We start from the raw sequence: 24,727 nt of genomic DNA on the forward strand, positions 1-24,727 counted from the left end.
CCCACATGTTCTGTGTACACCGCAGACCCCCTGTGGGAGCCAGCCTGCTGGCGATGACTCCCTAGGCTCAGGGCAAGGTCGGTGCATTCGGCACCACGTGCTCCCCCACACAAGCCCCCCGCAACTGCCCTTCAAACTGCTCGATAATCGCCGCCCAACCCTGGCGACTCGCATGCTGGCGCGCATTGAGCCTTATGCAACGCAAGGTTTCGCGCTCCTCCAGCAACCACGCCGCCGCATCGCTGAACGCCTCTTCATCCCCCGGCATCGCCAGCACGCCGTTGTAGCCGTGGCGGATATGCTGCGCCGCCGCCGCTTGATCGTAAGCCACCACGCCCAGCCCCGAGGCCAACGCCTCAAGCACCACATTGCCGAAGGTTTCGGTCATGCTCGGAAACAGAAAAACATCCCCGGACGCATAGTGGCTGGCCAGGGCTTCGCCGCGTTGTGAGCCGCAGAAAATCGCTTCGGGCAGTTCCTGCTCCAGCGACGCTCGTTGCGGGCCGTCGCCGACGATGATCAGTTTCATGTTTCGCTGTGGATAAGTCGCTGCCAGCGTGTCGAAGCAGCGTTTAAGCAAGCCAAGGTTTTTTTCCGGCGCCAGACGCCCTACGTGAATCAGCGCAATATCCTTCTCGCCCAGACCCCACTGTTCGCGCAGCGATGGCAGGCGTTTGGTCGGGTGAAACAACTGGCTGTCGACTCCGCGAGACAGCAACGCCAGGCGCTCGAAATGCCGGCGCTCCAGTTCCATCCGCTGGCTGATACTTGGCACCAGGGTCAGGGTCGAACGATTGTGAAACCAGCGCAGGTAGTGGGTCAGCAGGCGGGTGAGCAAGCCGAGCCCGTACTGGTTGGAGTATTGCTGGAAATTAGTGTGGAAGCCGCTGACTACCGAAATCCCCAGGCGCCGTGCCGCGCGCAGCGCCGACAGGCCCAGCGGTCCTTCCGTGGCGATGTACAGCACGTCCGGGCGCTGGCGCTTCCAGCGTCGCAGCAGTTTGTGCATCGATGACTGACCCCATTGCAAACCCGGATACCCCGGCAGCGGCCAGCCCCGGCACAGCAGCAACTCATCGTCGCTGCCCAACTGCTGATCGCAACCCTGCCGTGGTCGCACCAGTTCAACCTGATGCCCCCGCGCGCGCAAACCGTCGCACAAGCGGCCAAGGGTATTGGCCACGCCGTTGATTTCGGGAGGGAAGGTTTCGGTGATCAGAGTGATATGCAGAGCTGTCGTCATGACCTCAGTGTCGGCTGAGGCCATGTCGTCGTTGTGGCGTTTTGATGATGGATTTGTGACAGGCTCAGCGTTGCGTCACCAGATTCTCCGCGCCGCGTTCACGCACCCAGAACAACGTCGCCCCCGCCACCGCCGCCGGCATCATCAGAATGTTGACCACCGGAATCAGCAGCACCAGGTAAACACTGCCGCCAAAACTCATGCTCTGCCAGCGCTTCTCGCGCAGCCAGGCGAGCATTTCGTTCCAGCCCAGCTTGTGGTTGTCCGCCGGGTAGTCGATGTACTGGATCGCCATCATCCACACCCCGAACAGCAGCCACAACGGCGCGGCGATGATGTTCACCACGGGGATGAACGAGAGGATGAACAGCCCGAGCGCCCGCGGCAGGAAGTAGCCGAGTTTGCGCATTTCCCGAGCCAGGGTGCGTGGGATCATGGCGATCAGTTCGCCCCAGCTGAAAGAGGGGAAGTCGTCGGTGCCGCGTACCACCACTTCGACTTTTTCCGCCAGGAAGCCATTGAACGGCGCGGCGATAACGTTGGCCAGCATGGTGAAGGTGAAGAACACCATCAACACCACCAGCACGACAAAGATCGGCCAGAGCACGTAACTGAGAAAACTCAGCCAGTCGGGCAGGGACGGCATCAGCGTATCGACCCACAGGCTGAATTGATGGCCGGCCAGATAGATCAATCCGACGAACAGCACCAGATTGATTGCCAGCGGCAACAACACGAATAAACGCAGGCTGGGACTCAGGACCAGCTTGAGGCCTTCGCGCAGGTATTGCGGGCCGGACAGAACAGGGGCGGGCATATCGTGCTCCGAGCAGAGGGGAAACGCGCCGACCTTACCGGCTTTGCCTGACGGGCGAAAGCGCGGTCGCAGCATCGACATCAACTGTAACAAAGGCGCCTATATATAGACGGCAACCGGATAGAGACCGCCTATGAGCTGGATTGTTAAACCGTATTTCCTTAATCTTCGCCCCCTCGATACGCTGCACCCAATCTTTTTACAGGACTGTCGAGTTCAAGCCTTCCCCAAGTGCTTTCAACAGTCCTTTTTTATTCCCGCCGGCAACCCGGCGTTCCGCGCCAGGTGTTCCGGGCCGGTCAACAGGAGCAGGTCATGTCTGAAGTCCGTCATTCGCGAGTGATTATTCTCGGTTCCGGCCCTGCCGGTTACAGCGCCGCGGTCTATGCCGCCCGTGCCAACCTCAAGCCTCTGCTGATTACCGGCATGCAAGCCGGCGGTCAACTGACCACCACCACCGAAGTCGACAACTGGCCGGGCGACGTCCACGGCCTGACCGGCCCGGCGCTGATGGAACGCATGAAAGAGCACGCCGAGCGCTTTGAAACCGAGATCGTTTTCGATCACATCAATGCCGTGGACTTCGCTGCCAAGCCTTACACCCTGACCGGCGACAGCGCGACGTACACCTGCGATGCCCTGATCATCGCCACCGGCGCCAGCGCTCGCTACCTGGGCCTGCCATCGGAAGAAGCGTTCATGGGCAAAGGCGTTTCGGCCTGCGCGACCTGCGACGGTTTCTTCTATCGCAACAAGCCAGTGGCTGTGGTCGGTGGCGGTAACACCGCTGTCGAAGAAGCGCTGTACCTGGCCAACATCGCCAGCACCGTGACCCTGATCCACCGTCGCGAAACCTTCCGCGCCGAGAAGATCCTGATCGACAAGCTCAATGCCCGCGTTGCCGAAGGCAAGATCATCCTGAAGCTGAACTCGAACCTGGACGAAGTCCTGGGCGACAACATGGGCGTGACCGGTGCTCGCCTGAAAAACAACGACGGCAGCTTCGACGAGCTGAAAGTCGACGGCGTGTTCATCGCCATCGGCCACACCCCGAACACCTCGCTGTTCGAAGGTCAGCTGACGTTGAAAGATGGCTACCTGGTGGTGCACGGCGGTCGTGAAGGCAATGCGACGGCGACCAACGTCGAAGGGATCTTCGCGGCCGGTGACGTGGCTGACCACGTTTACCGTCAGGCGATCACCTCGGCGGGTGCTGGCTGCATGGCGGCACTGGATGCCGAGCGTTATCTGGATGACCTGCAGAACGCCAAGTTCTGAGAGCGTTGAAATGAAAAAAAACCGGCTTTGGCCGGTTTTTTTTGCTCACGAAAAATGCGGTCAACACAAACCCTTGTGGGAGCTAGCAGGCTAGCTCCCACAAGGGTTAACAGGGTTTGCGGAAATGGCGATCAACCGCGAAAGCGCTCCTGAACATAATCCATGACCTTCAGCGATTGATAGATCGCATTGGCAGCCACCCGTCCGAACGGCCCACCGTTCCAGTCCAGCAGATACGGTTTGAACGACTGATACCGCACACTTTCCCCGCACACCGCTTCGGCGATCACCCGGCCTCCAATTGACCCGGTGTTCAGCCCGTGACCGCCAAACGATGTGCAAGCCCAGACGCCCGGTTCCAGTAGCCCGAGGTCGGGCATTTTGTTGGTCGAGTAACCCATCAGGCCAGACCAGGCCAATTCGATGTTCACTGGCGCCAGCTGCGGATAGACCGACACCATGTCGGCCTTGAGCATGGCCGCCAGGGCCTTTTCATTCTGTTCGTTGCGGGTGGTGATGCGTCCGCCCCAGAGCAGGCGGTCGCCTTCGACGACGCGGTAGTAATCCGAAGCGCGGCGGTCGTCCGAGAATGCGGCGCCTGAATCGAGGACGTTTTTGATCGAGTCGCCCAGGTGTTCGGTCAGCACCACATAGGTGGCGATCGGCAGGTAGGCGCGACTGAGTTTTTGCAGTTCCGGGCCGCCGTAGCCGCCGGCGCAAAATATCAGGTCCTGACAGCGGACACTGCCATGAGCGGTCCTGACGATTTTGTCGGCGCCTTCGCGCTGCCAGGCGAGCATTTTTGACTGCTCGAAAATCCTGCCTCCCGCAGTTTCAATGGCCAGGGCCAGGCCCAGGCAATAGTTAAGCGGGTGGAAGTGCATGGCGTTGGGATCTTCGACACCCTGAAAATAGCGAAGGGTGTGCGCCTGCGCGCGGACCTTGGCGGTGTCGAGGAAGTTGAGTTCATAACCGAAGTCGCGTCGCATGGTTTCGATGTGGTTTTTCACACCGGCGCCATCGTCGTAACGCTTGACCCGAATCGTACCGGCGGACGGCGCACAACCTGCCAGCGCCAGTTCGGCGATGTTGCGGCGGACAATCTCCACACCTTCGACCGACATCTGAAACAGCGTCCGAGCCTGTTCCAGTCCCACTTTTTTGCGGATCGCGCCAGACCCTTCGGCCCAGCCCGGCGACACCACGCCGCCATTGCGGCCCGACGCGCCCCACGCCACCTGATGGGCTTCGAGAAGGATCACGCGTTTGCCGCGTCGGGTCAGTTCCAGAGCGGCGGTGAGCCCGGCGATGCCGGCACCGATGATGCAGACGTCGCAGCTTTCGTCGCTGTTCAATTCGGACCTGGCCGCGCGGGGCAGCGAGGTTTGGGAATACCAGGTGTTGGGAAAGGACATGGTCAATCCTTGGGTAATTGCCTTACCTATGTGGGAGCGAGCCTGTGTGGCGAGGGGATTTATCCCCGTTCGGCTGCGCAGCAGTCGTAGATGCGCTTTAACGTTGAAATGCCGGGGCCGCTCCGCAGCCCAACGGGGATAAATCCCCTCGCCACATGGCTCGCTCCTACAGGGGAGGGGCGGGTGATTACTTGATGGTCGAGTAATCGACGCCGTACCACTTGTCCGACAGCTTGGTCAGCGTGCCGTCCTTGTGCATCGCGGCGATGATTTCACCGAGCCTGGCCTTGAGTTCCGGGTCACCCTTGTCGGTGGCGACGGCCAGCGGTTCATAGAACGCGATGTTGTCGTCGACGGCCCGCAACGGATAGCCCTTCTTGACGGCGGCATCCAGTGTGCTGCGTTGCGTGAGGATGGCGTCCAGACGGGCACCGTCGCCCAGGCGCAGGTCGTCCAGCGGCCCGACGGAACCGGCGTAGGTCTTCATTTTTTCGGTTTTTACGTCATAGACGACGGGCGGCACGTCCGTGGTTTCAATGGCCAGCGCCTGGCTGAAATAGTCCTCGGACGTAGTGCCCCCTTCAACGCCGATGGTTTTGCCATTCAGCGCCTTGTGGTCGGTGACTTTGGATTTGTCATGCACCGCGAACACGTAGGGAACGTAGTAATAGGTCCCGGGGAAATCGAGAATCCGCGCGCGGCTCTTGGTCGCGGTCATCGAACCCACGGACACGTCCCAGCGGCCGTTCCACTTGCCTGCGGTGATCACATCCCAGTCGGGCGTGATGAACTTGGCCTCGACGCCGAGTCGCTTGGCGATCTCTTTGGATACGTCGATATCGAAGCCGTCGATTTCATTCTTGTCGTTGATGAACCCCTGGGGTGGCCAGGTCGCCGAGGTGGCGACGGTCAACGTCTTGCTGCTCTGGATCTTGTCCAGCACGGCACCGGCATTGGCGGCACCGACGAACAACAGCGACAGTGCGGCGGCGAGGGTGGTTACGCTTTTACTTCTGACCATGTCCATCTCCATGTTTCGTTATTGTTTTATGGGGGCAAAGCGGTCTTCAGTGACCGATGATCTGCGACAGGAATTTCTGCGCGCGCTCGGTCTGTGGGTTATTGAAAAATTCGGCGGGGGTGGCTTGTTCGATAACCTGGCCCTGGTCCATGAACAGCACGCGGTCAGCCACCTTGCTGGCAAACCCCATCTCATGGGTCACGCAGATCATGGTCATGCCGTCGGTGGCCAGTTCGCCCATGACATCCAGCACTTCGTGGACCATTTCCGGGTCCAGCGCCGAGGTCGGTTCGTCGAACAGCATCACTTTGGGATTCATGCACAGCGCCCGGGCGATCGCCACGCGCTGCTGTTGTCCGCCGGACAATTGCGACGGATATTTGTGCGCGTGTTCGGCAATGCGCACCCGCTCCAGGTAAACCTGTGCACGTTTTTTCGCCTCGGTGGCCGACACGCCTTGCACCAGTTGCGGGGCCAGGGTCAGGTTGTCCATGACGCTCAAGTGCGGGAACAGGTTGAAGCTCTGGAACACCATGCCGATTTCACTGCGCACGGCGCTGACGCTTTCCGCTTCGCTGGTGAGGGTGATGCCGTTGACCTGAATTTGGCCTTTCTGAAAATTTTCCAGGTGGTTGATGCAACGAATCATCGTCGATTTGCCCGAGCCCGACGGCCCGCACACCACCAGGATTTCGCCGGTGGCGACGTTCAGGTCGACATCGCGCAAGGCGTGAAAGTTGCCGTACCACTTGTTCAGGCCGGTGATCGAAATCATCGAAGGGCTGGCCGGCGCAGCAGAGCCCAGGTCCAGTCGCTCAGCAGTATTGGTTTGAGTCATCACGCATCAACCCCTTGCCACGGATCGGTTGACCCGTTTTTCGATTCGCGCCTGTACCCGTTCCAGAATGAACGACAGGGCCCAGTAAATCATCGCGGCGGTGATCAGCATTTCCAGGTGGCGGAAGTCCGCGCGACCCTGGGTCTTGGCCAGGTACATCAGTTCCCAGACGCCGATCACCGACACCAGCGAACTGTCTTTGAGCATGGCAATGAACTGGTTGCCGGTGGGCGGAATGATCACCCGCAAGGCCTGGGGCATGATCACCCGGCTCAGGGTCTTGAACGGGCTGATGTTCAGCGCGCGTGACGCTTCCCACTGGCCGACCGGAATGCTCTGGATACCCGCCCGGAAGATCTCGGTCATGTAGGCGCCGTAGCACAGCGACAGCGCGAGGATGCCGGCGGGCACCGCATCGACCACATAGCCCAGTTGCGGCAGACCCAGGTAAATCAGGTAGATCTGGATCAGCAGCGGCACGCCGCGAAAGAACGAGGTGTAGAACGAGGCCAGGGCATTGGCCAGCCCGTTGTTCGACAGCTTGGCCACCGCACCGATCAGCGCCAGCACGAAGGCAATCACGATGGCCACGGCGGAGATGTACAAGGTGGTTGCAGCGCCCTGGATGATCAGGAAGCCGACCTTGTCGAGGATGAAACTGTAGGAGAGGTCGAAGGTGTCAAAGAACGCGAGGAACAGAATCAGCAGCTCGATCCATACCACCGTGGTTTGCACCTTGAACTTCAAGCGCCCGAGGACGTGGAAATTCAGCGTGCCCAGTACCGCAATTCCCAGGCCGATGGCGATGTTGCGCGCGGTCAGGCTGTCCGGGGCGTCGCCCAGCAAGGGTTGCAGGAAATGGCTGAGGGCGCTGTTGCCCAGGTTCATGAGGTAGGCGCCGAGGAACAGCACCACGGCTACGCCGAGCAGGAATTGAGGATCGTTGGACTTTTTCTTATAAATTATATTGTCGTGATACATGCATGCCTCGGCTTGTAGGTGGTGATGATCTCGCTAGATGAAAGGGGTCTTTGGCCAGTATTGCGACGCAAAATCGGGGACGACAAGCGAACATAATTCGCTATGTCAGTCCCGGATCGCAGTTTGCTGTCAGGTCAGTTTCGCCAGGCTCGCTTCGAGGATGTCCAGACCTTCCTCCAGCACGGCAGCCTCGGTGGTCAGTGGCGCCAGCAACCGGATGATGTGGCGCGACTTGCCGCTGGGCATCAGCAGCAACCCGGCCTCTCGCGCCAGGGCCAGCAGTTGCGTCAGCTGCGCCGGGGCCGGTGTGCCGTCGGCATGGGCCAATTCGATGCCACGCATGGCGCCGACGCCGGTCAGTCGCCCGAGAAAGGGCGAAGTCTTGTTGGCGCGCCAGGAGTGGTAACGGCTGACGATCGCTTCTTCCTGCTGCGAGCCCCAGGCATGCAGGTTGGCATCGGTCATTTCGTCGAGTGTCGCCAATGCGGCAGCGCAGGCAATCGGATTGCCTGAGTAAGTGCCGCCCAGTCCGCCCTTGGGCAAGGTGTCGAGCAACGACTTGCGCCCGACCACCGCACCGAGCGGCACACCGCCAGCAATGCTTTTGCCGAGCAGGATCAGGTCCGGCTCGATTCCCAAACGCGAAAACGCAAAACGCTGACCGGTGCGGCCGAACCCGGACTGGATTTCATCGGCGATCAACAGGATGTTTTTTTCATCGCACAAGCGTCGCAGCGCCTGAGCGAACTCGACGTCCATGGCCAGGAAGCCCGCTTCGCCCTGCACCGGTTCAACGATAAAGCACGCCACGTCGTCGACATCGATTTCGACACTGAACAGTCGATCCATCGCCTTCAGCGCTTCGGCGCAGGTCACGCCGTTGTCTTCGCTGGGGAAGGGCAGGTGGTACACCGGACCGGGCAGCACGCCGACTTTCTGTTTGTAGGGCGCGACTTTGCCATTCAGGTTGAGCGTGGCGAGCGTGCGTCCGTGAAAGGCGCCGTCGAAGGCAATGATCGCCGTGCGACCGGTCGCGCCACGGACGATCTTCAACGCGTTTTCCGCCGCTTCCGCGCCGCTGTTGGTGAGCATGCCACTGACCGGGTAATCCACCGGAATAAACGCGGCCAGGCGATCCATGAAGTCGAGATAGGGTACGTGCGGCGCCGCGTTGAACGCGTAGTGGGTCAGCCGGGTGGCTTGTTCGCGAATGGCCTCGACGATGCGCGGGTGGCAATGGCCGAGGTTCAACACGCCGATGCCGCCGACAAAATCGATATAGCGTTTGCCATCGGTGTCCCAGACCTCGGCGTTTTTGCCGTGGCTGAGCGTGACAGGGTGAACGATGTTGATCGACCGGCTGATGGATTCGCTGCTCATGGATGACCGACTCTGAAGAAGGGAGGCTTCTTTTTATCTAAGCCGCGAGCAGCGGTGCCCGGCAAACGAAATAAAGTGGGCGGGTCAATCTTAAAAGTCGGGATGTGTGCTGGGCAGGTAAAACGCAACCTGTGGCGAGGGAGCTTGCTCCCGCTGGGTCGCGCAGCGGCCCCAAAAAATAGGGACAGCTACGCAGTCCAGCGGGAGCAAGCTCCCTCGCCACAGGTTTTTTGCGGGATTTGATCAGCGGCGTGTCAGGGGGGGCTGGGTGAACTTCACACCGGCCAGACCGTGGGCAATCAACGCACGAATATTTCCGTGATCGCTGCCTTCAGGCGTCGCCACGACAGAACGGTAATGCTCGCCAAACGCCAACAGCGCTTCTTCATCGCTCAGGCCTTCCAGCAACGCCAGACCCAGAGTCTTGCACGAACCTTCGTTCTGCCCGGCCGCATTGTCCACACCGCCGTTGTTGAAGGCCTGAGGCTGGTAATCGTAGCCCGCGGCGATGAACGCGAGGGTGTCGGCAAAAACGTGTTCGCCGCTCTTGAGGCTGGCGCGCAGGGTGTTCAAATCACTCATTGGGTTTTCCTTTGGCGAACGCCGCTTGTTGTTCGGCGCTGGCTTCTTGCTGGTACTGGGCTTTCCACTCGGCGTACGGCATGCCGTAGACCACTTCGCGGGCATCATCGAGGCTGACCTCGATCTGGCGCTCATCTGCCGCGGCCTTGTACCACTTGGACAGGCAGTTGCGGCAGAAACCCGAGAGGTTCATCAGGTCGATGTTCTGCACATCCTTGCGGCTGTCCAGGTGCGCGACCAGCCGGCGGAAAGCGGCGGCTTCAAGTTCGAGGCGTTGTTGATCGTTCATGGCGGGCTCTGTGCAATCGAATCGTGGCGCGGATGATAAAAGCCTGGCGCACGATGCGCCAGACGCGGTCAGCGGCTTGCGGCGAGGGTGATCGACACCGACTCGGCGAAACGCAGGGCGTGGGGCTTGTCGACTTCGACTTCGGCGTACAGCACCGATTCATTCGCCATGACCAGGTCGAGAATTTCCTGGGTCAGTCGCTCAAGCAGGGCGAAGCGATTGCCTTCGACGTGGGCGATGATCGCTTTGGTGATGGTCCGGTAATTGAGCGCGTGATCGATGTCGTTGTCACGCACGGCTTCCTGAGCGGCATACAGGATGGTCAGGTTGATCAGCACATCCTGCTTGTTGAGGATTTCATCCTCGTTGATCCCGATGAATGTCCGCAGGCACAGGTCCTTGACCCGGATGCGTGCCATTCCTGGTTGAAGTTGTGGCATTGCTACTTGCTCCGTCCAATCAATTGCAGGAACTCCTGACGGGTGTTGCTCGACTCGCGGAAGGCGCCGAGCATCACCGAGGTGTTCATGGTCGAATTCTGTTTCTCGACGCCGCGCATCATCATGCACATGTGCTGTGCTTCGATGACCACCGCGACACCCGCGGCACCGGTCACCTGTTGCACCGCGTCGGCGATTTGCCGGGTGAGGTTTTCCTGGATTTGCAGACGACGGGCGAACATGTCCACCAACCGTGCAATCTTCGACAGACCCAGCACTTTACCCGTTGGAATATAAGCCACATGCGCCTTGCCGATGAAGGGCAACAGGTGATGTTCACACAGCGAATACAGCTCGATGTTGTCGACAATGATCATTTCATCGTTGTCGGAGGCGAACAACGCGCCGTTGACGATTTCTTCGACACACTGTTCATAACCGTGACACAGGTACTGCATGGCTTTGGCCGCGCGCAGCGGTGTATCGAGCAAGCCTTCGCGGTCGGGATTTTCGCCGAGGCCGATGAGGATCTCGCGATAGTTCTGGGACAGGGATAACGTCATGGAACATCCTCGCGGGGCGATCTATTTGAGGTGCCGTCCGCCGTTGACGGTCAGGGTCGTGCCGGTGACATAAGGGTTGTCGAGCAAATAACGCAGGCTCTGGTAGATCACTTCGCTGCCGGGTTCGATGCCCAGCGCGGACTTGGCCAGGACCTTGGTGCGATAGGCTTCATCGTCGTCGGGGTTAAACAGTAGCAGGGCTGGGGCGATGCCGTTGACCTTGATGTCCGGTGCGTACTTCGCGGCGAAGGACAACGTGAGACTGTCGAGCCCGGCTTTACTCGCGCAGTAGCCGATGTGTTTACTGCTGCCCTTGCGGGTGACGTCATCGCTGATGTGCACGATGTCGGCGGGGCTCGAGCGTAGCAGCAAGTCGGCGCAGTGCAGGTTGATCAGGTAGGGCGCCAGCATGTGCACGCTGAACAGGCGGGTGAAGGCAGCGGCGTCGGTTTCCGGCGTTTCGGCCAACCATTCGGAGGCGTTATGGATGATCGCGCGCAGGTGGTCAGTGTGGTTTTTCAGTTCGCTGATGAACGCGAAGATCCCGGCTTCGGTGGAAAAGTCCCCGAATACCGCCGTCGCCCCCAAGTCGCGCAACGCCTGTACGCCGGGGCGTTCAGTGCGATAGCTGAAGATCACGGCATGGCCGTCTTCGAGCAAACGCTGCGCACAGTGCAGGCCGACACGCTGGCCGGCACCGGTAATGAGGATCGGGGCGGATGAAGAAGTCATGAACGGCTCGCGTCGCGGTAAGAGCAAAACTATACCAGCGACGGGAGCGGTGTACCTATCGTGGAGCCTGCTTTGTGCGAGCGAGCTTTTGTGGCGAGGGAGCTTGCTCGCGCTGGGCTGCGTAGCGGCCCCCTGTCGTGAGCGCTGCGCACTCAAGCGGGAGCAAGCTCCCTCGCCACAAAAAGCTCGCGCCCACAGGAGGATTGTTAGTGGTTTAGAGTCGAGGCATCGGCGGGCATCGGACGCGCGGGAGTGCTGTTCAGCCAGCCTGCAAGGATCCGGGTCGACAGCGGAATGAAGAAGTAGACCATCAACGGCGTCAGGCACAGCGTGCTGATCAACACCCGAGGCAGCAGGCTCATTTCGCCGAGCAGCGGCCCCAGTACAACGTTGAACATCAGCGACACCGGGAAGAACGCCAGCCAGATCGCCACGGCCTGTTTCCAGCGAGGGGGACGTTGGCCGGCAGCGCCGAACCAGCCTTCGATGCCGCTCACCCGGTGTTCTGTCTTGAGCGCAAACAGGTCGCTGCCGCGTGCAAGCCAAGCGGTACGCGAGGCGGAATGCTCCCAGGCGTGCATCGTCTGCTCGTTGGCGAAGCGGAAAATAATCTGGAATTCATCATCCTCGGGCGGCGGGGCGAGCACGCCTGAGCCGAGATAACCCTGGAAGTCGGTGGCCAGTTGTTCGCCTTCGCGCAACCAGGCCATCAGGTCCTGATAACGCCCATCGGCGACGCGGCGCGCAACCATCAGCGTGACGGGTGGGGTAGACATTGTGTATCTCCGTATGGACTAACGCGTCACTCCGGGTAGGAGTTTCGCCAGGCGCAGCGCCGGGGTGGTGGGCTGCGTCTCGGAACAAGCAAGGATTATTCCGATTCTACAGGTTGTGCCCCTGATAATCGTTGTTCATCTATGTGTTGAATGATCATGGGGCAACCGAGTTAGAATGGGATCCAATCCTTGCAAGGACGTTGACCTGCCTTATGCCTGTTCTGACTGACGATGTCGCTGGTACTCAGACCTCTGTTCCGCTTGAGCAGGAAGAGCTGTTTCCGATTCGCGAGGTGTCTCGGCTGACAGGCGTCAACCCGGTCACGTTGCGGGCATGGGAGCGCCGTTATGGTCTGATCCAGCCCAAGCGCACCGAAAGTGGGCATCGCTTGTACGCGGTGGCCGATATCGAGCGGGTCCACAGTATCCTTGGCTGGATCGACCGCGGCGTTGCCGTCAGCAAGGTCGCCAAGATCCTGGCCAGGACCGCGCCGCTTCAGGCGCTGGCGCACCTCATCCCCAATGAACTGGTGCAAGCGGATTACGCGCAGTGGCAGGAACAGGTCAAAGTCGCCGTCAGTGCGTTTGATGAGGTGCAACTGGAGCAGGTTTATGGGCAGATTTTTTCCAGTTATCCCCTGACGGTGGCGTTCCAGGACATTCTGATTCCGCTCTGGCAGCAATTGCTGCAACGCCATGAAGGGTTCGGTCAGACAAGCGAGTGGCTATTCCTGGATGGCTTTCTGCGTTCTCGCGTGTTGCAGCGTCTGCTGTTGGTACGTGTCATGCAGCCGCGCCGCGTGATTGTCGCTGCCCTTAACGATCAATGTCGCGAGCTGGAAGTGCTGCTCACGGCGCTGTTTCTGAGCAGTGTCGATTCGGCGATTCAAGTGCTGGCGCTCGGACAGCCCTTCGACGAATTGACCCTGATCTGCGAAAGAGTCAAGCCACAGGCGTTGGTGCTGGTGTCCAGTCATGCTCCTGCCCCTGAGCTGCCGCGGCGTTTGAACCGGCTGGCCATGAGCCTGGATTGCCAGTTGATGCTCGCCGGCGATGCGTCGGATCTGGCGCAAGAGAGCCTGAACGGCTCGTCCATTGGTTGTCTGGGGAGCGAGGGAATGGTGATGCGCCAGCGTCTGAAACAGTTCCTGGCAGGCAACCTGGATACCTGAATCAGAGGTGCAGGGCGGGATGCGTCAGCCGATGCTGCTGAAGGATGTACTGGCGCAGGCGCTCGGTTTCGTCGGTGTCGCTCTGGCTCAACTGATACGCGTAGAAACCGTTATCGGTTTCCTTCTCGAAGGTGCCGCGCATCGCGATCCGCTCATAGCCTGAAGGGCTGAACCACAACGCGAAATGTTTGGGTGGTTTGGTCTTGTTGCGGACTTCCAGAAGGACGCCCTTGAACGACACCTCGTGCACCCACATCGTACCCGGCTGGCCACTGGCATTTTCCAGCGCGACCGGCTCGTCGAGTACCAGGCGCCATGGCCGGACCATCGGCCCGTCTTCATAGATGCTGGGGACGCCGAGGCGCAAATGCAGCGCATGAAACTCGTCTTCCACCAGATGCAGCGGGAAGGTCATTTGCTGATTTTCGAAATTGGCCTGGATGGTGACTTGCTCATGTGCGGCAAGGCGCGTGAGCAAGTCACGGATTTGCGAACCACCGTTGACGAGCAGGCTCGACGTCGCATCCCGCACATTGAGTTGCGGGTTGTGTTGCATGGTCTGGATGAAATCCAGCTCATCCTGGGTCAGGAGTGCGTCGCGTTGCATGATCTGCTCGAATGAAATAGTTACAAAGTCACCGGTGATTGTAGTTAATGACAATCAATTCTTGGATTTGTTTTCGCCGTTCGTCGCTTTTAGCGCGGCTAGCTCTTTTTCAAGCTCGGCGACTTGCGCCTCCAACTGTGTAACCCGCTGCTGCGCCTTGACCTGAACAGTCACGTCTTTTTGCACGCCGACAAAATAAGTCTGGCCGTCGCTCGGGTTTTTCACCGTCGAAAGCGACAGCTCATTCCAGAAGGGGGTGCCGTCCTTGCGGTAATTTCGCAGGATTTCCCGGCAGGAGCCGCCCCTGTCCAGCGCCTCGCGAATCAACTGCAGTGCGTCCTGATCGCGGTCGCCTGACTGCAGGAAGCGGCAATCCTGGTAGAGGATTTCTTCGCTGGTGTAACCGGTCAGGCGTTCGAATGCCGGGTTGACGTAAATCAGAATGTTGTCTTGCTCGCCTTCTTTTTCGGCGATCACGATGCCGTCATTGGAGGCGTTGATGACCATTTGAAGCAATTGCGCGTTGATCATTGAAGAATCCCTTCCTGATTGATTGACGTTCTGCATTCTAAAAGAACAATGAGGTCTGTGCTGTTAATATCCCGGTCTTTTAAGCTTCAGGATCAGATTGATGAAAGTCGCCATCCTTTCCGGCTCGGTGTACGGCACGGCTGAAGAAGTCGCCCGCCACGCCGCGAACATTTTGAAAACTGCGGGATTCGAAACCTTTCACAACCCGCGTGCGAGCCTCGCCGATGTTCAGGCATTCGGCCCCGATGTCTTTCTGGCGGTGACGTCGACCACCGGCATGGGTGAACTGCCGGACAACCTGCAACCCCTGTATTTCGCCATTCGCGATCAGTTGCCAGCGGCCTGGCGTGGTTTGCCCGGTGCTGTCATCGGTCTGGGTGATGCGAGCTATGGCGACACGTTCTGCGGCGGCGGCGAACTGATGCGTGAACTGTTCGGCGAACTGGGCATCCGCGAAGTGCTGCCGATGCTGCGCCTGGATGCCAGCGAAAGCGTTACACCGGAAACCGATGCCGAGCCTTGGCTGGCGGAACTGGCCACGGCCCTGCGCGGCTGACTGGCCGTTCGCCCAGACCCACAAGGCACGGATTTTTGACAGTGAGGAGGGGGCTGTTGAAGAGGCTCGCTGCGCCTTTGCTGGCGTCGGTACCTTGACATGGATCCATGCTTGTTCGCGCACTGACTCGTTAGGCCATCAAGCTGGCTGCCAATGCAACTACGCGAACCTCGAGGGCTGACTAGACTCGGTAGTCATTGGAAACACTCCATAATAAAAAAACGAGGTTCCCTGCCGTGAGCGTAGCCCCCCTCCAATCGTCCCCCAGCGTCAAAGACCAGGTCAGCGCCGCCGAGTGGCAGACCCGCGTCGATCTGGCGGCCTGTTATCGCCTGGTCGCCCTGCACGGTTGGGATGATCTGATTTTCACCCACATTTCCGCGAAGGTGCCCGGCACCGAAGACTTCCTGATCAACCCGTTCGGGCTGATGTTTCACGAGATCACGGCGTCGAGCCTGGTGAAGGTCGATCAGGCCGGCAACAAGCTGATGGACAGCCCTTACGAGATCAACCCGGCGGGGTACACCATCCACAGCGCCGTGCATGAAGTACGTCACGACGTGGTGTGCGTGCTGCATACCCATACAGCCTCAGGCGTTGCGGTTTCGGCGCAGAAGCAAGGCGTTCTGCCAATCAGTCAGCAGTCGTTGTTTGTCCTGTCCAGCCTGGCCTACCACGCTTACGAAGGCGTAGCGCTGAACCATGAAGAGAAGGCGCGGTTGCAAGCCGACCTCGGTGAAAACAATTTCCTGATGCTGCACAACCACGGCCTGCTGACCTGTGGCGGCACCATTGCCGATACGTTCCTGATGATGTTCACCTTTCAGCGCGCCTGCGATATCCAGGTGATGGCGCAGAACGGTGGCGCGGAACTGATCGCCATCGAACCGCAGATTCTGGCGGGCGCCAAGGCGATGATCGCGGGTGTCACCAAAAGTGCACAAGGCATGGGCGGCGCACTGGCCTGGCCAGCGTTGCTGCGCAAACTCGATCAACAAGACCCGGGTTATAAACTCTGATGCCACTTGCCGAGATCCCTCTGTGTGTCTGGCGCAAACGCGGCCAGACGTTCGTGTTCCGTGGCCAGAACCTCCGTTACTGGACGGCGGGGCAAGGTGAGCCGCTGTTGCTCATCCATGGCTTTCCGACTGCCAGTTGGGACTGGCATTACCTGTGGCAGCCGCTGGCCCAGCGCTATCGGCTGATCGCCTGCGACATGCTTGGCTTCGGCGATTCCGCCAAACCGGTGAACCACGAATACAGCCTGCTGGATCAAGCCGATCTGCAACAGGCATTGCTGGCGCATTTGAATGTCGAACAGCCGGTGCACGTGCTGGCCCACGATTATGGCGACAGCGTGGCTCAGGAACTGCTGGCCCGGCATTATGAATCGCGCATTCATCTTGCCAGCTGCGTGTTCCTCAATGGCGGTCTGTTTCCGGAAGCCCACCGCCCGGTACTCATGCAAAAACTGTTGCTCAGCCCGCTGGGCTGGATGATCGGCCGAGCCTTTTCCCGGGATGCGCTGGTGAAGAGTTTCCGGCAGATCTTCGGGCCGCAGAGCCGTCCTAGCGAGAGTGAGATGGATGACTTCTGGAGCCTGGTGGACAGCAATCACGGGCCCCGGATCATGCACAAGCTGATTGCCTACATTCCCGAACGTCGGGTCCAGCGCGAGCGTTGGGTCAGCGCGATGCAGCGCGGTGAGGTGCCGTTGCGGGTGATCGATGGCGAGGCCGATCCGATTTCGGGCCGGCACATGGTCGAGCGCTATCGGGAGTTGATCCCTGAGCCGGATACCGTGCTGTTGCCCGGCATCGGCCACTATCCGCAGACGGAAGCGCCCGCGCAGGTGCTGAAACACTATCTGGCGTTTCGCGACCGGTTGATTTCGCTGCCGTTGAAGGCGGCCTGCTCGTGAGTCAGGTCTGAAAAGATCGCAGCCTCGTTTCACTCGACAGCTCCTACACAGCGATCCAAATGTGGGAGCTGTCGAGTGAAACGAGGCTGCGATCTTTCCCCTATCACCCCAATCCCCAGCGTCATCATCCCCCAGCCTTATCGCGCACCATTCAGCCTCCCCCGTGTTTATTGTGACCCGCGGCGCCTTGCCTGACACTCGGACTCATTGTCCCTTGGCCTGCTGGAGTTCCCCCAATGAATGAGCCTGTGCGCTTCGAAGATAAAGTCGTGATCATCACGGGAGCCGGTGGCGGCCTCGGGCGTGCCCATGCGCTGCTGTTCGCGAAACAGGGCGCGAAGGTGCTGGTCAACGACCTTGGCGGCTCGGCTCAAGGCGAAGGCGCCAACACATCTGCGGCAGACCGTGTCGTGGCTGAGATCCGCGAGGCCGGTGGCACCGCCGAGGCCAACCATGACTCCGTCACCGAGGGTGACAAACTGGTGCAACACGCCCTCGACGCCTTTGGCCGTGTCGACGTAGTGGTCAACAACGCCGGAATCCTGCGGGACAAGACCTTCCACAAAATGGACGACGCCGATTGGGACGTGGTTTACCGCGTCCACGTCGAAGGCGCCTACAAAGTGACCCGCGCCGCGTGGCCGCACCTGCGCGAGCAAAACTATGGCCGTGTGATCTTCACGGCGTCGACCTCGGGCATCTACGGCAACTTCGGCCAGTCCAACTACGGCATGGCCAAGCTCGGCCTCTACGGCCTGACCCGCACGCTGGCTATCGAAGGCCGCAAAAACAACATCCTGGTCAACGCCATCGCCCCCACCGGCGGCACCCGCATGACCGAAGGCCTGATTCCGCCGCAAGTGTTCGAGCAACTCAAGCCGGAGCTGGTCAGCCCGCTGGTGGTGTACCTCGCAAGCGAAAACTGCCAGGAAACGTCCGGGTTGTTTGAGGTCGGCGGCGGCTGGATGGGCAAGGTGCGCTGGGAGCGTAGCCTGGGTGCAGGGTTCGATCCACGGGTCGGTTTTTCTCCGGAAGACGTCGCGGCGCACTGGCAGCAGATCTGTGATTTCGAAGGCGCGGCGCATCCGAAGGACAACATTGAAGCGCTGAAGGAAATGATGGGGAATTTGCAGAAGTACGCGCTCTGATTCCTTCGCTTTCGCCAGGGCTCGCCTGAGACCTGCCATCCCTCAAAAAACCATCGCCCATAAAAAAGGCCGCTGCAAACGCAGCGGCCAAGGTAAGACGTTGGATCAAGGAGCTACAAATCAACGTCAGTGAACACGGGGCGATGAGTCGAAACCTTCGATTCATCTGAAATCTGTCGCCAATGGGCGCGAGCTGATCACACGCTATCGCTGTGTGTCGTCAGGCCGTTTGCTGTGAAAGCCCGCGAAGAATAAGCGCTTGAACCGAAAGGAAAAATAGCGATTCCGAACATGCAGTGTTGCAGTCCGGGTAACAGTCTGGCGTTCATGCATCCGGCTGATGAGCCTCCATCCACTTTATCCATACCTCGCGCATCACTCCACGCGGCAAGGCCATTCATCCTTTAGAGGTACACAACGAATACCTCCTTCGTGCGCTTATCGCTCCCGAGCTGCGGCAGTAGGGTGGGGCCTTCTGTCACTCACCGGGGAAGACGCATGACAAAAACAACAATGCGCGCCATCTTCACACCGCAGGCGCTGGCCGCTGCGGTTGCCTTGGGTTGCTGTGCCCAGGCGCAGGCGGTTTCATTCAACATTGGCGAAATCGAGGGGACATTCGACTCCTCGCTGTCCGTCGGCGCGAGTTGGGGCATGCGTGATGCCGACAGGTCGCTGGTGGGCACCGTCAACGGCGGTACCGGCCAGGCGTCCACCGGTGACGACGGGCGGCTGAACTTCAAGAAGGGCGAAACCTTCTCGAAGATCTTCAAGGGTATTCACGACCTGGAGCTGAAGTACGGTGACACCGGGGTGTTCGTCCGTGGCAAGTATTGGTACGACTTCGAATTGAAGGACGAAGACCGCGAGTTCAAACCGATCAGCGACCACAATCGCAAGGAGGGCTCCAAGTCTTCCGGTGCGCAGATCCTCGATGCGTTCGTCTATCACAACTACTCCATCGCCGATTTGCCGGGCACTGTGCGCGCCGGCAAACAGGTGGTCAGTTGGGGCGAAAGTACCTTCATCGGCAACTCGATCAACAGCATCAACCCGGTCGACGTTTCAGCGTTCCGCCGTCCTGGTGCGGAGATCAAGGAAGGCCTGATTCCGGTGAACATGCTGTTCGCTTCTCAGGGGCTGACCGACAAAATGACGGTGGAAGGTTTCTATCAACTGGAGTGGGACCAGACCGTTCTCGACAACTGCGGCACCTTCTTCGGCGGGGACGTGGCGGCAGACGGCTGCACCACAGGCTATACAGTCGCCAGCCCGGCGATTGCGCCGTTGCAACCGATCGCTGCCGCTTTTGGCCAAGGGTTCCAGGTCGGCAGGGAAGGCGTGATCGTACCTCGTGGCGGCGACCGCGATGCCCGCGACTCCGGGCAATGGGGCACCGCGTTGCGCTGGCTGGGCGACGACACCGAGTACGGCCTGTACTTCATGAACTACCACAGCCGCACGCCGAACGTCGGCACCACCACCGCCGGGCTGGGAACGCTTGCACGGATTCCGGCCATCGTCGGTACCGCCAACGCCATTGCCCCCGGCACCGGTTCGGCGCTGGCCCAGAGTGTGATGCTCGGTCGTGGCCAGTATTACCTCGAATATCCGGAAGACATCCGTCTCTACGGCGCGAGCTTCTCTACCACCTTGCCCACCGGCACCGCATGGACCGGCGAGATCAGCTATCGCCCCAACTTGCCGGTGCAGGTCAACAGCACCGATCTGACACTGGCCATGCTCAACCCGATTGCCGGCGGCGCGGCCTCGCCGATCGCCACGACGCCCGGCGCGGACAACAAAGGCTATCGCCGCAAGGAAGTGACGCAGATCCAGAGCACCCTGACGCACTTCATCGATCAGGTCGCGGGGGCGGACCGTCTGACGTTGGTGGGTGAAGCGGCCGTTGTTCACGTCGGCGGGCTGGAGGACAAAAGCAAGCTGCGTTATGGCCGCGATTCGGTCTACGGACAGTACGGTTTCCGTGGCGATACCGACGGTTTCGTCACCTCGACGTCCTGGGGCTACCGCGCCCGCGCAATCCTTGATTACAACAACGTCATCGCCGGGATCAATTTCAAACCCAACCTGTCGTGGTCCCACGATGTCGCCGGTTACGGCCCCAACGGTCTATTCAATGAAGGCGCCAAGGCGATCAGCGTCGGCGTCGATGCGGACTATCGCAACACCTATACCGCGAGCTTGAGTTACACCGACTTCTTCGGCGGTGACTACAACACTCTGGAAGATCGCGACTTCCTGGCGCTGAGCTTTGGCGTGAACTTCTGATCTGGCTGAGAAGGATGATTTCAATGCGCAAAATGATTCTGCAATGCAGCGTTCTGGCTCTGAGCCTGTTGGCCGTCGATGTAATGGCCGCAGTGTCGCCGGAAGAAGCCAACAAACTCGGCACCAGCCTGACGCCACTGGGCGGTGAAAAGGCTGGCAATGCCGACGGTTCGATTCCGGCCTGGACCGGCGGCCTGCCGAAAAACGCCGGTGCGGTGGACAGCAAAGGTTTCCTCGCCGACCCGTTCGCCAATGAAAAGCCGCTGTTCACCATCACCGCAGCAACCGTCGACAAGTACAAAGACAAACTCTCCGACGGTCAGATTGCGATGTTCAAGCGCTACCCGGAGACCTACAAGATCCCGGTCTACCCGACCCATCGTACGGTGGCCTTGCCAGCGGACATCTACGAGTCGGCCAAGCGCAGCGCGCTGAACGTGACGCCGATCAACGACGGCAATGGCCTGGCCAATTTCACCGGCAATCGCTACTACGCGTTTCCGATTCCGAAGAACGGCGTCGAGGTCATCTGGAACCATGTCACCCGTTATCACGGTGGCAATTTGCGTCGCACCATCACCCAGGCCACGCCGCAATCCAATGGCGACTTCACGGTGATCCGTTTCAAGGATGAGGTCGCGGTGCCTTCGCTGCTGGGGGATTTGAAACCGGGCAGCGACGAGAACGTCCTCAGCTATTTCAAACAGGAAGTGACCGCACCGGCGCGGCTGGCGGGGAACGTGCTGCTGGTTCACGAGACGCTCGATCAGGTCAAGGAACCGCGCAAGGCCTGGATCTACAACGCCGGCCAGCGTCGCGTGCGGCGTGCACCGCAAGTAGCCTATGACGGCGTCGGTACATCGTCCGACGGGTTGCGCACCACTGACAACTTCGACATGTTTTCCGGCGCACCGGATCGCTACGATTGGAAGCTGATCGGCAAGAAGGAAATGTACATCCCTTACAACAGCTACAAGCTCGACTCGCCCAACCTCAAGTACACCGATGTGATCAAGGCCGGGCACATCAATCAGGACCTGACACGTTACGAGTTGCACCGGGTCTGGGAGGTCGTCGCCACGGTCAAGCCCAACGAACGGCACGTGTATGCCAAGCGGCACATGTACATCGACGAAGACAGTTGGCAGGTGGCGCTGGCGGATCACTACGACGGTCGTGGCCAGCTCTGGCGTGTCGCCGAAGGGCATGCCCAGTTCTACTACGATCACCAGGTGCCGGCCTATACCGTTGAAGCGCTGTATGACCTGATTGCCGGTCGCTACATCGCACTGGGGATGAAGAACGAAGAGAAGCGCAGCTTCGAATTCGGTATTGATGCCAAGGCAGGTGACTACACGCCGGCAGCGCTGCGGAGTACAGGGGTAAGGTAATCATTCCTACAGCCCCTACGGAAAAAGGTGACTTTGCGGTCACCTTTTTTATAGGTGTCGATCAGCGTGTTGAATACTTCTTCAACAAGTCGTGTGGGGAGGACTAGGGTGGCGCCACAATTATAAAAAGGCGCACCACTATGACTGCCATGGCCCCGTGTCTGGACCGTACTGGACTCTTGCCCCGCTTGTCTTCCCATCACCTGACTCGCGAGCGGTTGATCGAGCCGTTACTGGCCTCGACAGCGCGGGTGAAACTGCTCTGTGCGCCGGCCGGCAGTGGCAAGAGTGCGCTACTCATCGAATGCCTGCTGCGGGCGCCCGAACCGTGTCACGTCTGTTGGCTGCCATTGGCGGGTGCGTCATTGAGTGTCGGCGAGTTTCTTCAGCGGTTGGCTCGGGCGTTGGGATCGAGCTCCGCGGACGAACAAGGATTGCTGGCGTATCTGGCGCAATTGCAAACGCCGACCTGGGTCTGCCTGGATGACTATTGCCGCACGCCCGACCCGGAGCTGGATCTTTTGCTCGACCGGCTATTGGCGATCAGTAACCCGGTGATTACCTGGTGGCTGAGTGGTCGCCGCCGCCCTCCCTGCAATTGGCCACGCCTGTTGCTCGCCGACGAACTGTACGACTGCGAGCGCGCCACGCTGGCTTTCACTCAAACTGAAATCGCCCGACTGTTGCATCACCTGGAGCCAGAGCAGGCCGCCAAGCGTGCCAGCAGGATCGTCGAACTGAGCGGCGGCTGGTGCGCGGGTGTGCGGATTGCGTTGCTGCAAAAATGCGACGGGTCGCGCAACGAGCCGCCGCATGCTCGGCCGGACACGCTGCACGATTACCTTGAGCACGAACTGTTCAGCATTCTGACCCCGGAGCTCACGGAAGCCTGGCGGGTGCTCGCCCATCTGCCGCGTTTCAATGCCCGGCTGTGCGACCACCTGTTCGGTGCGGGGGAGGGCGCGCAGTACCTGAATACGTTGCAGGCGTTGGGTTGCTTTATCGAGCCCTGGCAGGACTCGACAGACTGGCTGCAGATTTTCGCGCCACTCACGCATTTGATGCGCGAAGAACAATGGCCGGAGGGACGCTCCTGGCATCGCCGCGCCTGTCAGTGGTTCGCCGCTGAACTGGACTGGAAAGCGGCATTTGAACAGGCCTTGCTGGCGCAAGAGTTCGAAGTTGCGGTCAGCCTGTTGCAGCATTTCAGTTTCGAGCACCTGTTCGAGGAGCAGACAGTGGTGCTGTTGTTGCGTCTGCATGAACGGCAAGGCGAGGAGCTTACGCTGAGCTCGCCGCAACTGGTGGGGCTGATCACCGCAGCGTTGCTGTTCGCCGGGCGGTTCGAGCAGGCGGGCGAATGCATCGAGCACTTGTCGCGCTTCATGCCTCAGCCGTCGGCGCTCCAGCAACAGCAGCTGATCGCGCGCTGGCAAGCCTTGCAGGGTTGGCTCTTGCATTTGCAGGGGCGCATGGAGCCATCGCGGACGCATTTGCTGGAGGCGCTCAGCGAGCTCGGCCCCCCGCTGTGGGGCGCCCGGCTGATGTGCCTGTCCGGCCTGACCCAGCAAGCGTTGCTGCGGGGCGAGCTTGAGGTGGCGCAGGCCCTCAACCGTGAGGCGTTGTGCCTGGCGCGCGCGCACGATTCGCTGGTGTTCGAAGGGTTGCTGGAGCTCGATCACGCGCAAGTGCTCGAACAAAGGGGAGCGCCCGGCAGGGCCGAGCACTTGCTGGCGAACATGAACGATTTGCTTGCCAAGCGGCAACCGCTGGCCGAACCGTTGCTCGGGCGGATTGCCTTGCGTCGCGGGCGTTTGAGCTTGTCTCAGGGACAGGATGCACAAGCGGCCGAGTACTTCGAAAGCGGGCTACAGATGTGCCTGCGCAGTCAGGACAAGCGCGTGCTTTATGGCTTTCTCGGCCTCGCGCAATTGGCCGCCAATCGCCAGGACTACGCCCAGGCCTTTGTCCTGCTGCGTGACGCCGAGCGGTTGATGCAACAGCGGCGGATTCCAGACTCGGTCTACCGCAGTGTCCTGCTGCAAATCAGCTGCCATTTCTGGCTACAGCAGGGCCGCCCGGAATTGGCCCATGAAGCCCTGCCCCGGGTGCTGCGCCACTATCATGGTGCCCATGCACGACAGGCTCCGCCGGCGACGCTGGAGCTGATTCCCGGCCTTGAATACCTGCTGGTGCTGACCGAAGTGTATCGCGGGCAGGCGCAAGCCCCTCTGGTGCAGCTCGAGGCCCAGTTGAACTGGGCGCGACAACGGGGAATGTCGGGGCTGCAAGCGCAATTGCACCTGGCACTGGCAGAAGTGGCCTGGCTGACGGGCGATACGCCTGCTGCCCGCCAGTCGTTGCAGGAAGGCCTGGCAATGGTCGAGCGTTGTAACCTTCAACAGGCTCTTCGCGACTTTCGATTACGCCAGCCACGCTTGCCGGAGGCGATTGGTCGTACTGATTCAGCGCTTACCCCTGAATCGGCGGCTTTGGGCCAGAACCGGTTAAGTCAGCGTGAAATAGAAGTCCTTGAGTTGGTTGCCCTGGGGAACTCCAATCAACAAATAGCCGATCTATTGTTCATATCGTTACATACAGTTAAAACCCATGCGCGCCGGATTAACGGGAAGTTGGGGGTTGCGCGTAGGACTCAAGCAGTGGCCAAGGCAAAAACGTTGGGTATCGTTGTTTGATGGGGGGTTATATGTTTACGAATGCATACAAGTTTTAGAGTTACTTGTGTTGTTGGAG

Annotated in this window: 24 protein-coding genes; 9 read left to right on the top strand and 15 right to left on the bottom strand. The window is 60.0% G+C overall.

The window, feature by feature from the left end; genetic code table 11:
• Positions 1–67: 67 nt before the first annotated feature.
• Both B723_RS09875 and cysZ read right to left on the bottom strand, forming a co-directional pair.
• Entirely contained in the window at positions 68–1,267 is a 1,200-nt protein-coding gene (locus B723_RS09875) for a glycosyltransferase family 4 protein (protein WP_031318401.1), read from the bottom strand.
• Positions 1,268–1,307: 40 nt separating this feature from the next.
• Entirely contained in the window at positions 1,308–2,060 is a 753-nt protein-coding gene (gene cysZ / locus B723_RS09880; protein ID WP_017336565.1) for a sulfate transporter CysZ, read from the bottom strand.
• Positions 2,061–2,375: 315 nt separating this feature from the next.
• On the opposite strand from cysZ, the gene trxB reads away from it, so the two are divergent.
• Positions 2,376–3,338, top strand: coding sequence for a thioredoxin-disulfide reductase (gene trxB, locus B723_RS09885; RefSeq protein WP_017336566.1), 963 nt, complete (start codon positions 2,376–2,378; stop codon positions 3,336–3,338).
• 131 nt (positions 3,339–3,469) lie between these two features.
• Here the strand turns inward: trxB and B723_RS09890 are convergent, their stop codons facing one another.
• From B723_RS09890 to B723_RS09940, 11 genes are all read right to left on the bottom strand, one after another.
• Complete coding sequence (locus B723_RS09890) at positions 3,470–4,753, bottom strand: NAD(P)/FAD-dependent oxidoreductase (RefSeq protein ID WP_017336567.1); 1,284 nt, start codon at positions 4,751–4,753, stop codon at positions 3,470–3,472.
• A 187-nt stretch (positions 4,754–4,940) separates the two neighbouring features.
• On the bottom strand, positions 4,941–5,774 hold the full coding sequence (locus B723_RS09895) for a transporter substrate-binding domain-containing protein (protein WP_017336568.1): 834 nt from the start codon (positions 5,772–5,774) through the stop codon (positions 4,941–4,943).
• 46 nt (positions 5,775–5,820) lie between these two features.
• Positions 5,821–6,549, bottom strand: a complete 729-nt coding sequence (locus B723_RS09900; RefSeq protein WP_144425298.1) for an amino acid ABC transporter ATP-binding protein — start codon at positions 6,547–6,549, stop codon at positions 5,821–5,823.
• Between the two features lie 69 nt (positions 6,550–6,618).
• Complete coding sequence (locus B723_RS09905) at positions 6,619–7,593, bottom strand: amino acid ABC transporter permease (protein ID WP_017336570.1); 975 nt, start codon at positions 7,591–7,593, stop codon at positions 6,619–6,621.
• Between the two features lie 129 nt (positions 7,594–7,722).
• A complete protein-coding gene (locus B723_RS09910; protein ID WP_017336571.1) occupies positions 7,723–8,973 on the bottom strand; it encodes a 2-aminoadipate transaminase in 1,251 nt (416 codons plus the stop codon).
• 243 nt (positions 8,974–9,216) lie between these two features.
• Positions 9,217–9,555, bottom strand: coding sequence for a HopJ type III effector protein (locus B723_RS09915; RefSeq protein WP_017336572.1), 339 nt, complete (start codon positions 9,553–9,555; stop codon positions 9,217–9,219).
• Positions 9,548–9,844, bottom strand: coding sequence for a DUF1244 domain-containing protein (locus tag B723_RS09920; RefSeq protein WP_017336573.1), 297 nt, complete (start codon positions 9,842–9,844; stop codon positions 9,548–9,550). The genes B723_RS09915 and B723_RS09920 overlap by 8 nt, the downstream gene beginning before the upstream one ends.
• Positions 9,845–9,912: 68 nt before the next feature.
• A complete protein-coding gene (gene folX, locus B723_RS09925) occupies positions 9,913–10,284 on the bottom strand; it encodes a dihydroneopterin triphosphate 2'-epimerase (protein ID WP_008026970.1) in 372 nt (123 codons plus the stop codon).
• A 2-nt stretch (positions 10,285–10,286) separates the two neighbouring features.
• Positions 10,287–10,847, bottom strand: a complete 561-nt coding sequence (gene folE / locus B723_RS09930; RefSeq protein WP_017336574.1) for a GTP cyclohydrolase I FolE — start codon at positions 10,845–10,847, stop codon at positions 10,287–10,289.
• Between the two features lie 21 nt (positions 10,848–10,868).
• The gene (gene folM, locus B723_RS09935; RefSeq protein WP_017336575.1) at positions 10,869–11,579 is read right to left on the bottom strand and encodes a dihydromonapterin reductase; all 711 of its coding nucleotides are present in this window, start codon (positions 11,577–11,579) and stop codon (positions 10,869–10,871) included.
• 206 nt (positions 11,580–11,785) lie between these two features.
• Positions 11,786–12,355: an antibiotic biosynthesis monooxygenase gene (locus B723_RS09940; protein WP_017336576.1), complete on the bottom strand. Its 570-nt coding sequence runs from the start codon at positions 12,353–12,355 to the stop codon at positions 11,786–11,788.
• Between the two features lie 212 nt (positions 12,356–12,567).
• Between B723_RS09940 and B723_RS09945 the strand changes: the two genes are divergently transcribed.
• Complete coding sequence (locus B723_RS09945) at positions 12,568–13,527, top strand: MerR family transcriptional regulator (RefSeq protein ID WP_017336577.1); 960 nt, start codon at positions 12,568–12,570, stop codon at positions 13,525–13,527.
• A 1-nt stretch (position 13,528) separates the two neighbouring features.
• On the opposite strand, the gene B723_RS09950 is transcribed toward B723_RS09945, so the two are convergent.
• A complete protein-coding gene (locus tag B723_RS09950) occupies positions 13,529–14,134 on the bottom strand; it encodes a hypothetical protein (RefSeq protein WP_017336578.1) in 606 nt (201 codons plus the stop codon).
• Positions 14,135–14,188: 54 nt separating this feature from the next.
• Positions 14,189–14,665: a PAS domain-containing protein gene (locus tag B723_RS09955; protein WP_017336579.1), complete on the bottom strand. Its 477-nt coding sequence runs from the start codon at positions 14,663–14,665 to the stop codon at positions 14,189–14,191.
• Between the two features lie 100 nt (positions 14,666–14,765).
• Here B723_RS09955 and B723_RS09960 point away from each other — a divergent pair, with 100 nt between their 5' ends.
• From B723_RS09960 to B723_RS09990, 7 genes are all read left to right on the top strand, one after another.
• Positions 14,766–15,221 carry a flavodoxin gene (locus B723_RS09960; RefSeq protein WP_017336580.1) on the top strand — a complete coding sequence of 152 codons (456 nt, stop codon included), beginning with the start codon at positions 14,766–14,768 and terminating at the stop codon, positions 15,219–15,221.
• 236 nt (positions 15,222–15,457) lie between these two features.
• On the top strand, positions 15,458–16,240 hold the full coding sequence (locus B723_RS09965) for a class II aldolase/adducin family protein (RefSeq protein WP_017336581.1): 783 nt from the start codon (positions 15,458–15,460) through the stop codon (positions 16,238–16,240).
• Positions 16,240–17,142 carry an alpha/beta fold hydrolase gene (locus B723_RS09970; protein WP_017336582.1) on the top strand — a complete coding sequence of 301 codons (903 nt, stop codon included), beginning with the start codon at positions 16,240–16,242 and terminating at the stop codon, positions 17,140–17,142. The genes B723_RS09965 and B723_RS09970 overlap by 1 nt, the downstream gene beginning before the upstream one ends.
• 236 nt (positions 17,143–17,378) lie before the next feature.
• Entirely contained in the window at positions 17,379–18,290 is a 912-nt protein-coding gene (locus tag B723_RS09975) for an SDR family oxidoreductase (protein ID WP_017336583.1), read from the top strand.
• Positions 18,291–18,788: 498 nt separating this feature from the next.
• The gene (locus B723_RS09980) at positions 18,789–20,582 is read left to right on the top strand and encodes a DUF1302 domain-containing protein (protein ID WP_031318405.1); all 1,794 of its coding nucleotides are present in this window, start codon (positions 18,789–18,791) and stop codon (positions 20,580–20,582) included.
• 23 nt (positions 20,583–20,605) lie between these two features.
• Positions 20,606–21,973, top strand: coding sequence for a DUF1329 domain-containing protein (locus B723_RS09985; protein ID WP_017336585.1), 1,368 nt, complete (start codon positions 20,606–20,608; stop codon positions 21,971–21,973).
• Positions 21,974–22,113: 140 nt separating this feature from the next.
• Entirely contained in the window at positions 22,114–24,669 is a 2,556-nt protein-coding gene (locus B723_RS09990) for a LuxR C-terminal-related transcriptional regulator (protein WP_017336586.1), read from the top strand.
• The last annotated feature ends 58 nt before the right edge of the window (positions 24,670–24,727 follow it).

The organism is Pseudomonas fluorescens NCIMB 11764, from assembly GCF_000293885.2.
Classification (GTDB): Bacteria; Pseudomonadota; Gammaproteobacteria; order Pseudomonadales; family Pseudomonadaceae; genus Aquipseudomonas; species Aquipseudomonas fluorescens_B.

Bases quoted from the DNA above. Each gene is read 5' to 3' on its own strand.
- B723_RS09875 (WP_031318401.1), bottom strand. From the start codon at position 1,267: ATGGCCTCAGCCGACACTGAGGTCATGACGACAGCTCTGCATATCACT.
- cysZ (WP_017336565.1), bottom strand. From the start codon at position 2,060: ATGCCCGCCCCTGTTCTGTCCGGCCCGCAATACCTGCGCGAAGGCCTC.
- trxB (WP_017336566.1), top strand. From the start codon at position 2,376: ATGTCTGAAGTCCGTCATTCGCGAGTGATTATTCTCGGTTCCGGCCCT.
- B723_RS09890 (WP_017336567.1), bottom strand. From the start codon at position 4,753: ATGTCCTTTCCCAACACCTGGTATTCCCAAACCTCGCTGCCCCGCGCG.
- B723_RS09895 (WP_017336568.1), bottom strand. From the start codon at position 5,774: ATGGTCAGAAGTAAAAGCGTAACCACCCTCGCCGCCGCACTGTCGCTG.
- B723_RS09900 (WP_144425298.1), bottom strand. From the start codon at position 6,549: ATGATTTCGATCACCGGCCTGAACAAGTGGTACGGCAACTTTCACGCC.
- B723_RS09905 (WP_017336570.1), bottom strand. From the start codon at position 7,593: ATGTATCACGACAATATAATTTATAAGAAAAAGTCCAACGATCCTCAA.
- B723_RS09910 (WP_017336571.1), bottom strand. From the start codon at position 8,973: ATGAGCAGCGAATCCATCAGCCGGTCGATCAACATCGTTCACCCTGTC.
- B723_RS09915 (WP_017336572.1), bottom strand. From the start codon at position 9,555: ATGAGTGATTTGAACACCCTGCGCGCCAGCCTCAAGAGCGGCGAACAC.
- B723_RS09920 (WP_017336573.1), bottom strand. From the start codon at position 9,844: ATGAACGATCAACAACGCCTCGAACTTGAAGCCGCCGCTTTCCGCCGG.
- folX (WP_008026970.1), bottom strand. From the start codon at position 10,284: ATGCCACAACTTCAACCAGGAATGGCACGCATCCGGGTCAAGGACCTG.
- folE (WP_017336574.1), bottom strand. From the start codon at position 10,847: ATGACGTTATCCCTGTCCCAGAACTATCGCGAGATCCTCATCGGCCTC.
- folM (WP_017336575.1), bottom strand. From the start codon at position 11,579: ATGACTTCTTCATCCGCCCCGATCCTCATTACCGGTGCCGGCCAGCGT.
- B723_RS09940 (WP_017336576.1), bottom strand. From the start codon at position 12,355: ATGTCTACCCCACCCGTCACGCTGATGGTTGCGCGCCGCGTCGCCGAT.
- B723_RS09945 (WP_017336577.1), top strand. From the start codon at position 12,568: ATGCCTGTTCTGACTGACGATGTCGCTGGTACTCAGACCTCTGTTCCG.
- B723_RS09950 (WP_017336578.1), bottom strand. From the start codon at position 14,134: ATGCAACGCGACGCACTCCTGACCCAGGATGAGCTGGATTTCATCCAG.
- B723_RS09955 (WP_017336579.1), bottom strand. From the start codon at position 14,665: ATGATCAACGCGCAATTGCTTCAAATGGTCATCAACGCCTCCAATGAC.
- B723_RS09960 (WP_017336580.1), top strand. From the start codon at position 14,766: ATGAAAGTCGCCATCCTTTCCGGCTCGGTGTACGGCACGGCTGAAGAA.
- B723_RS09970 (WP_017336582.1), top strand. From the start codon at position 16,240: ATGCCACTTGCCGAGATCCCTCTGTGTGTCTGGCGCAAACGCGGCCAG.
- B723_RS09975 (WP_017336583.1), top strand. From the start codon at position 17,379: ATGAATGAGCCTGTGCGCTTCGAAGATAAAGTCGTGATCATCACGGGA.
- B723_RS09980 (WP_031318405.1), top strand. From the start codon at position 18,789: ATGACAAAAACAACAATGCGCGCCATCTTCACACCGCAGGCGCTGGCC.
- B723_RS09985 (WP_017336585.1), top strand. From the start codon at position 20,606: ATGCGCAAAATGATTCTGCAATGCAGCGTTCTGGCTCTGAGCCTGTTG.
- B723_RS09990 (WP_017336586.1), top strand. From the start codon at position 22,114: ATGACTGCCATGGCCCCGTGTCTGGACCGTACTGGACTCTTGCCCCGC.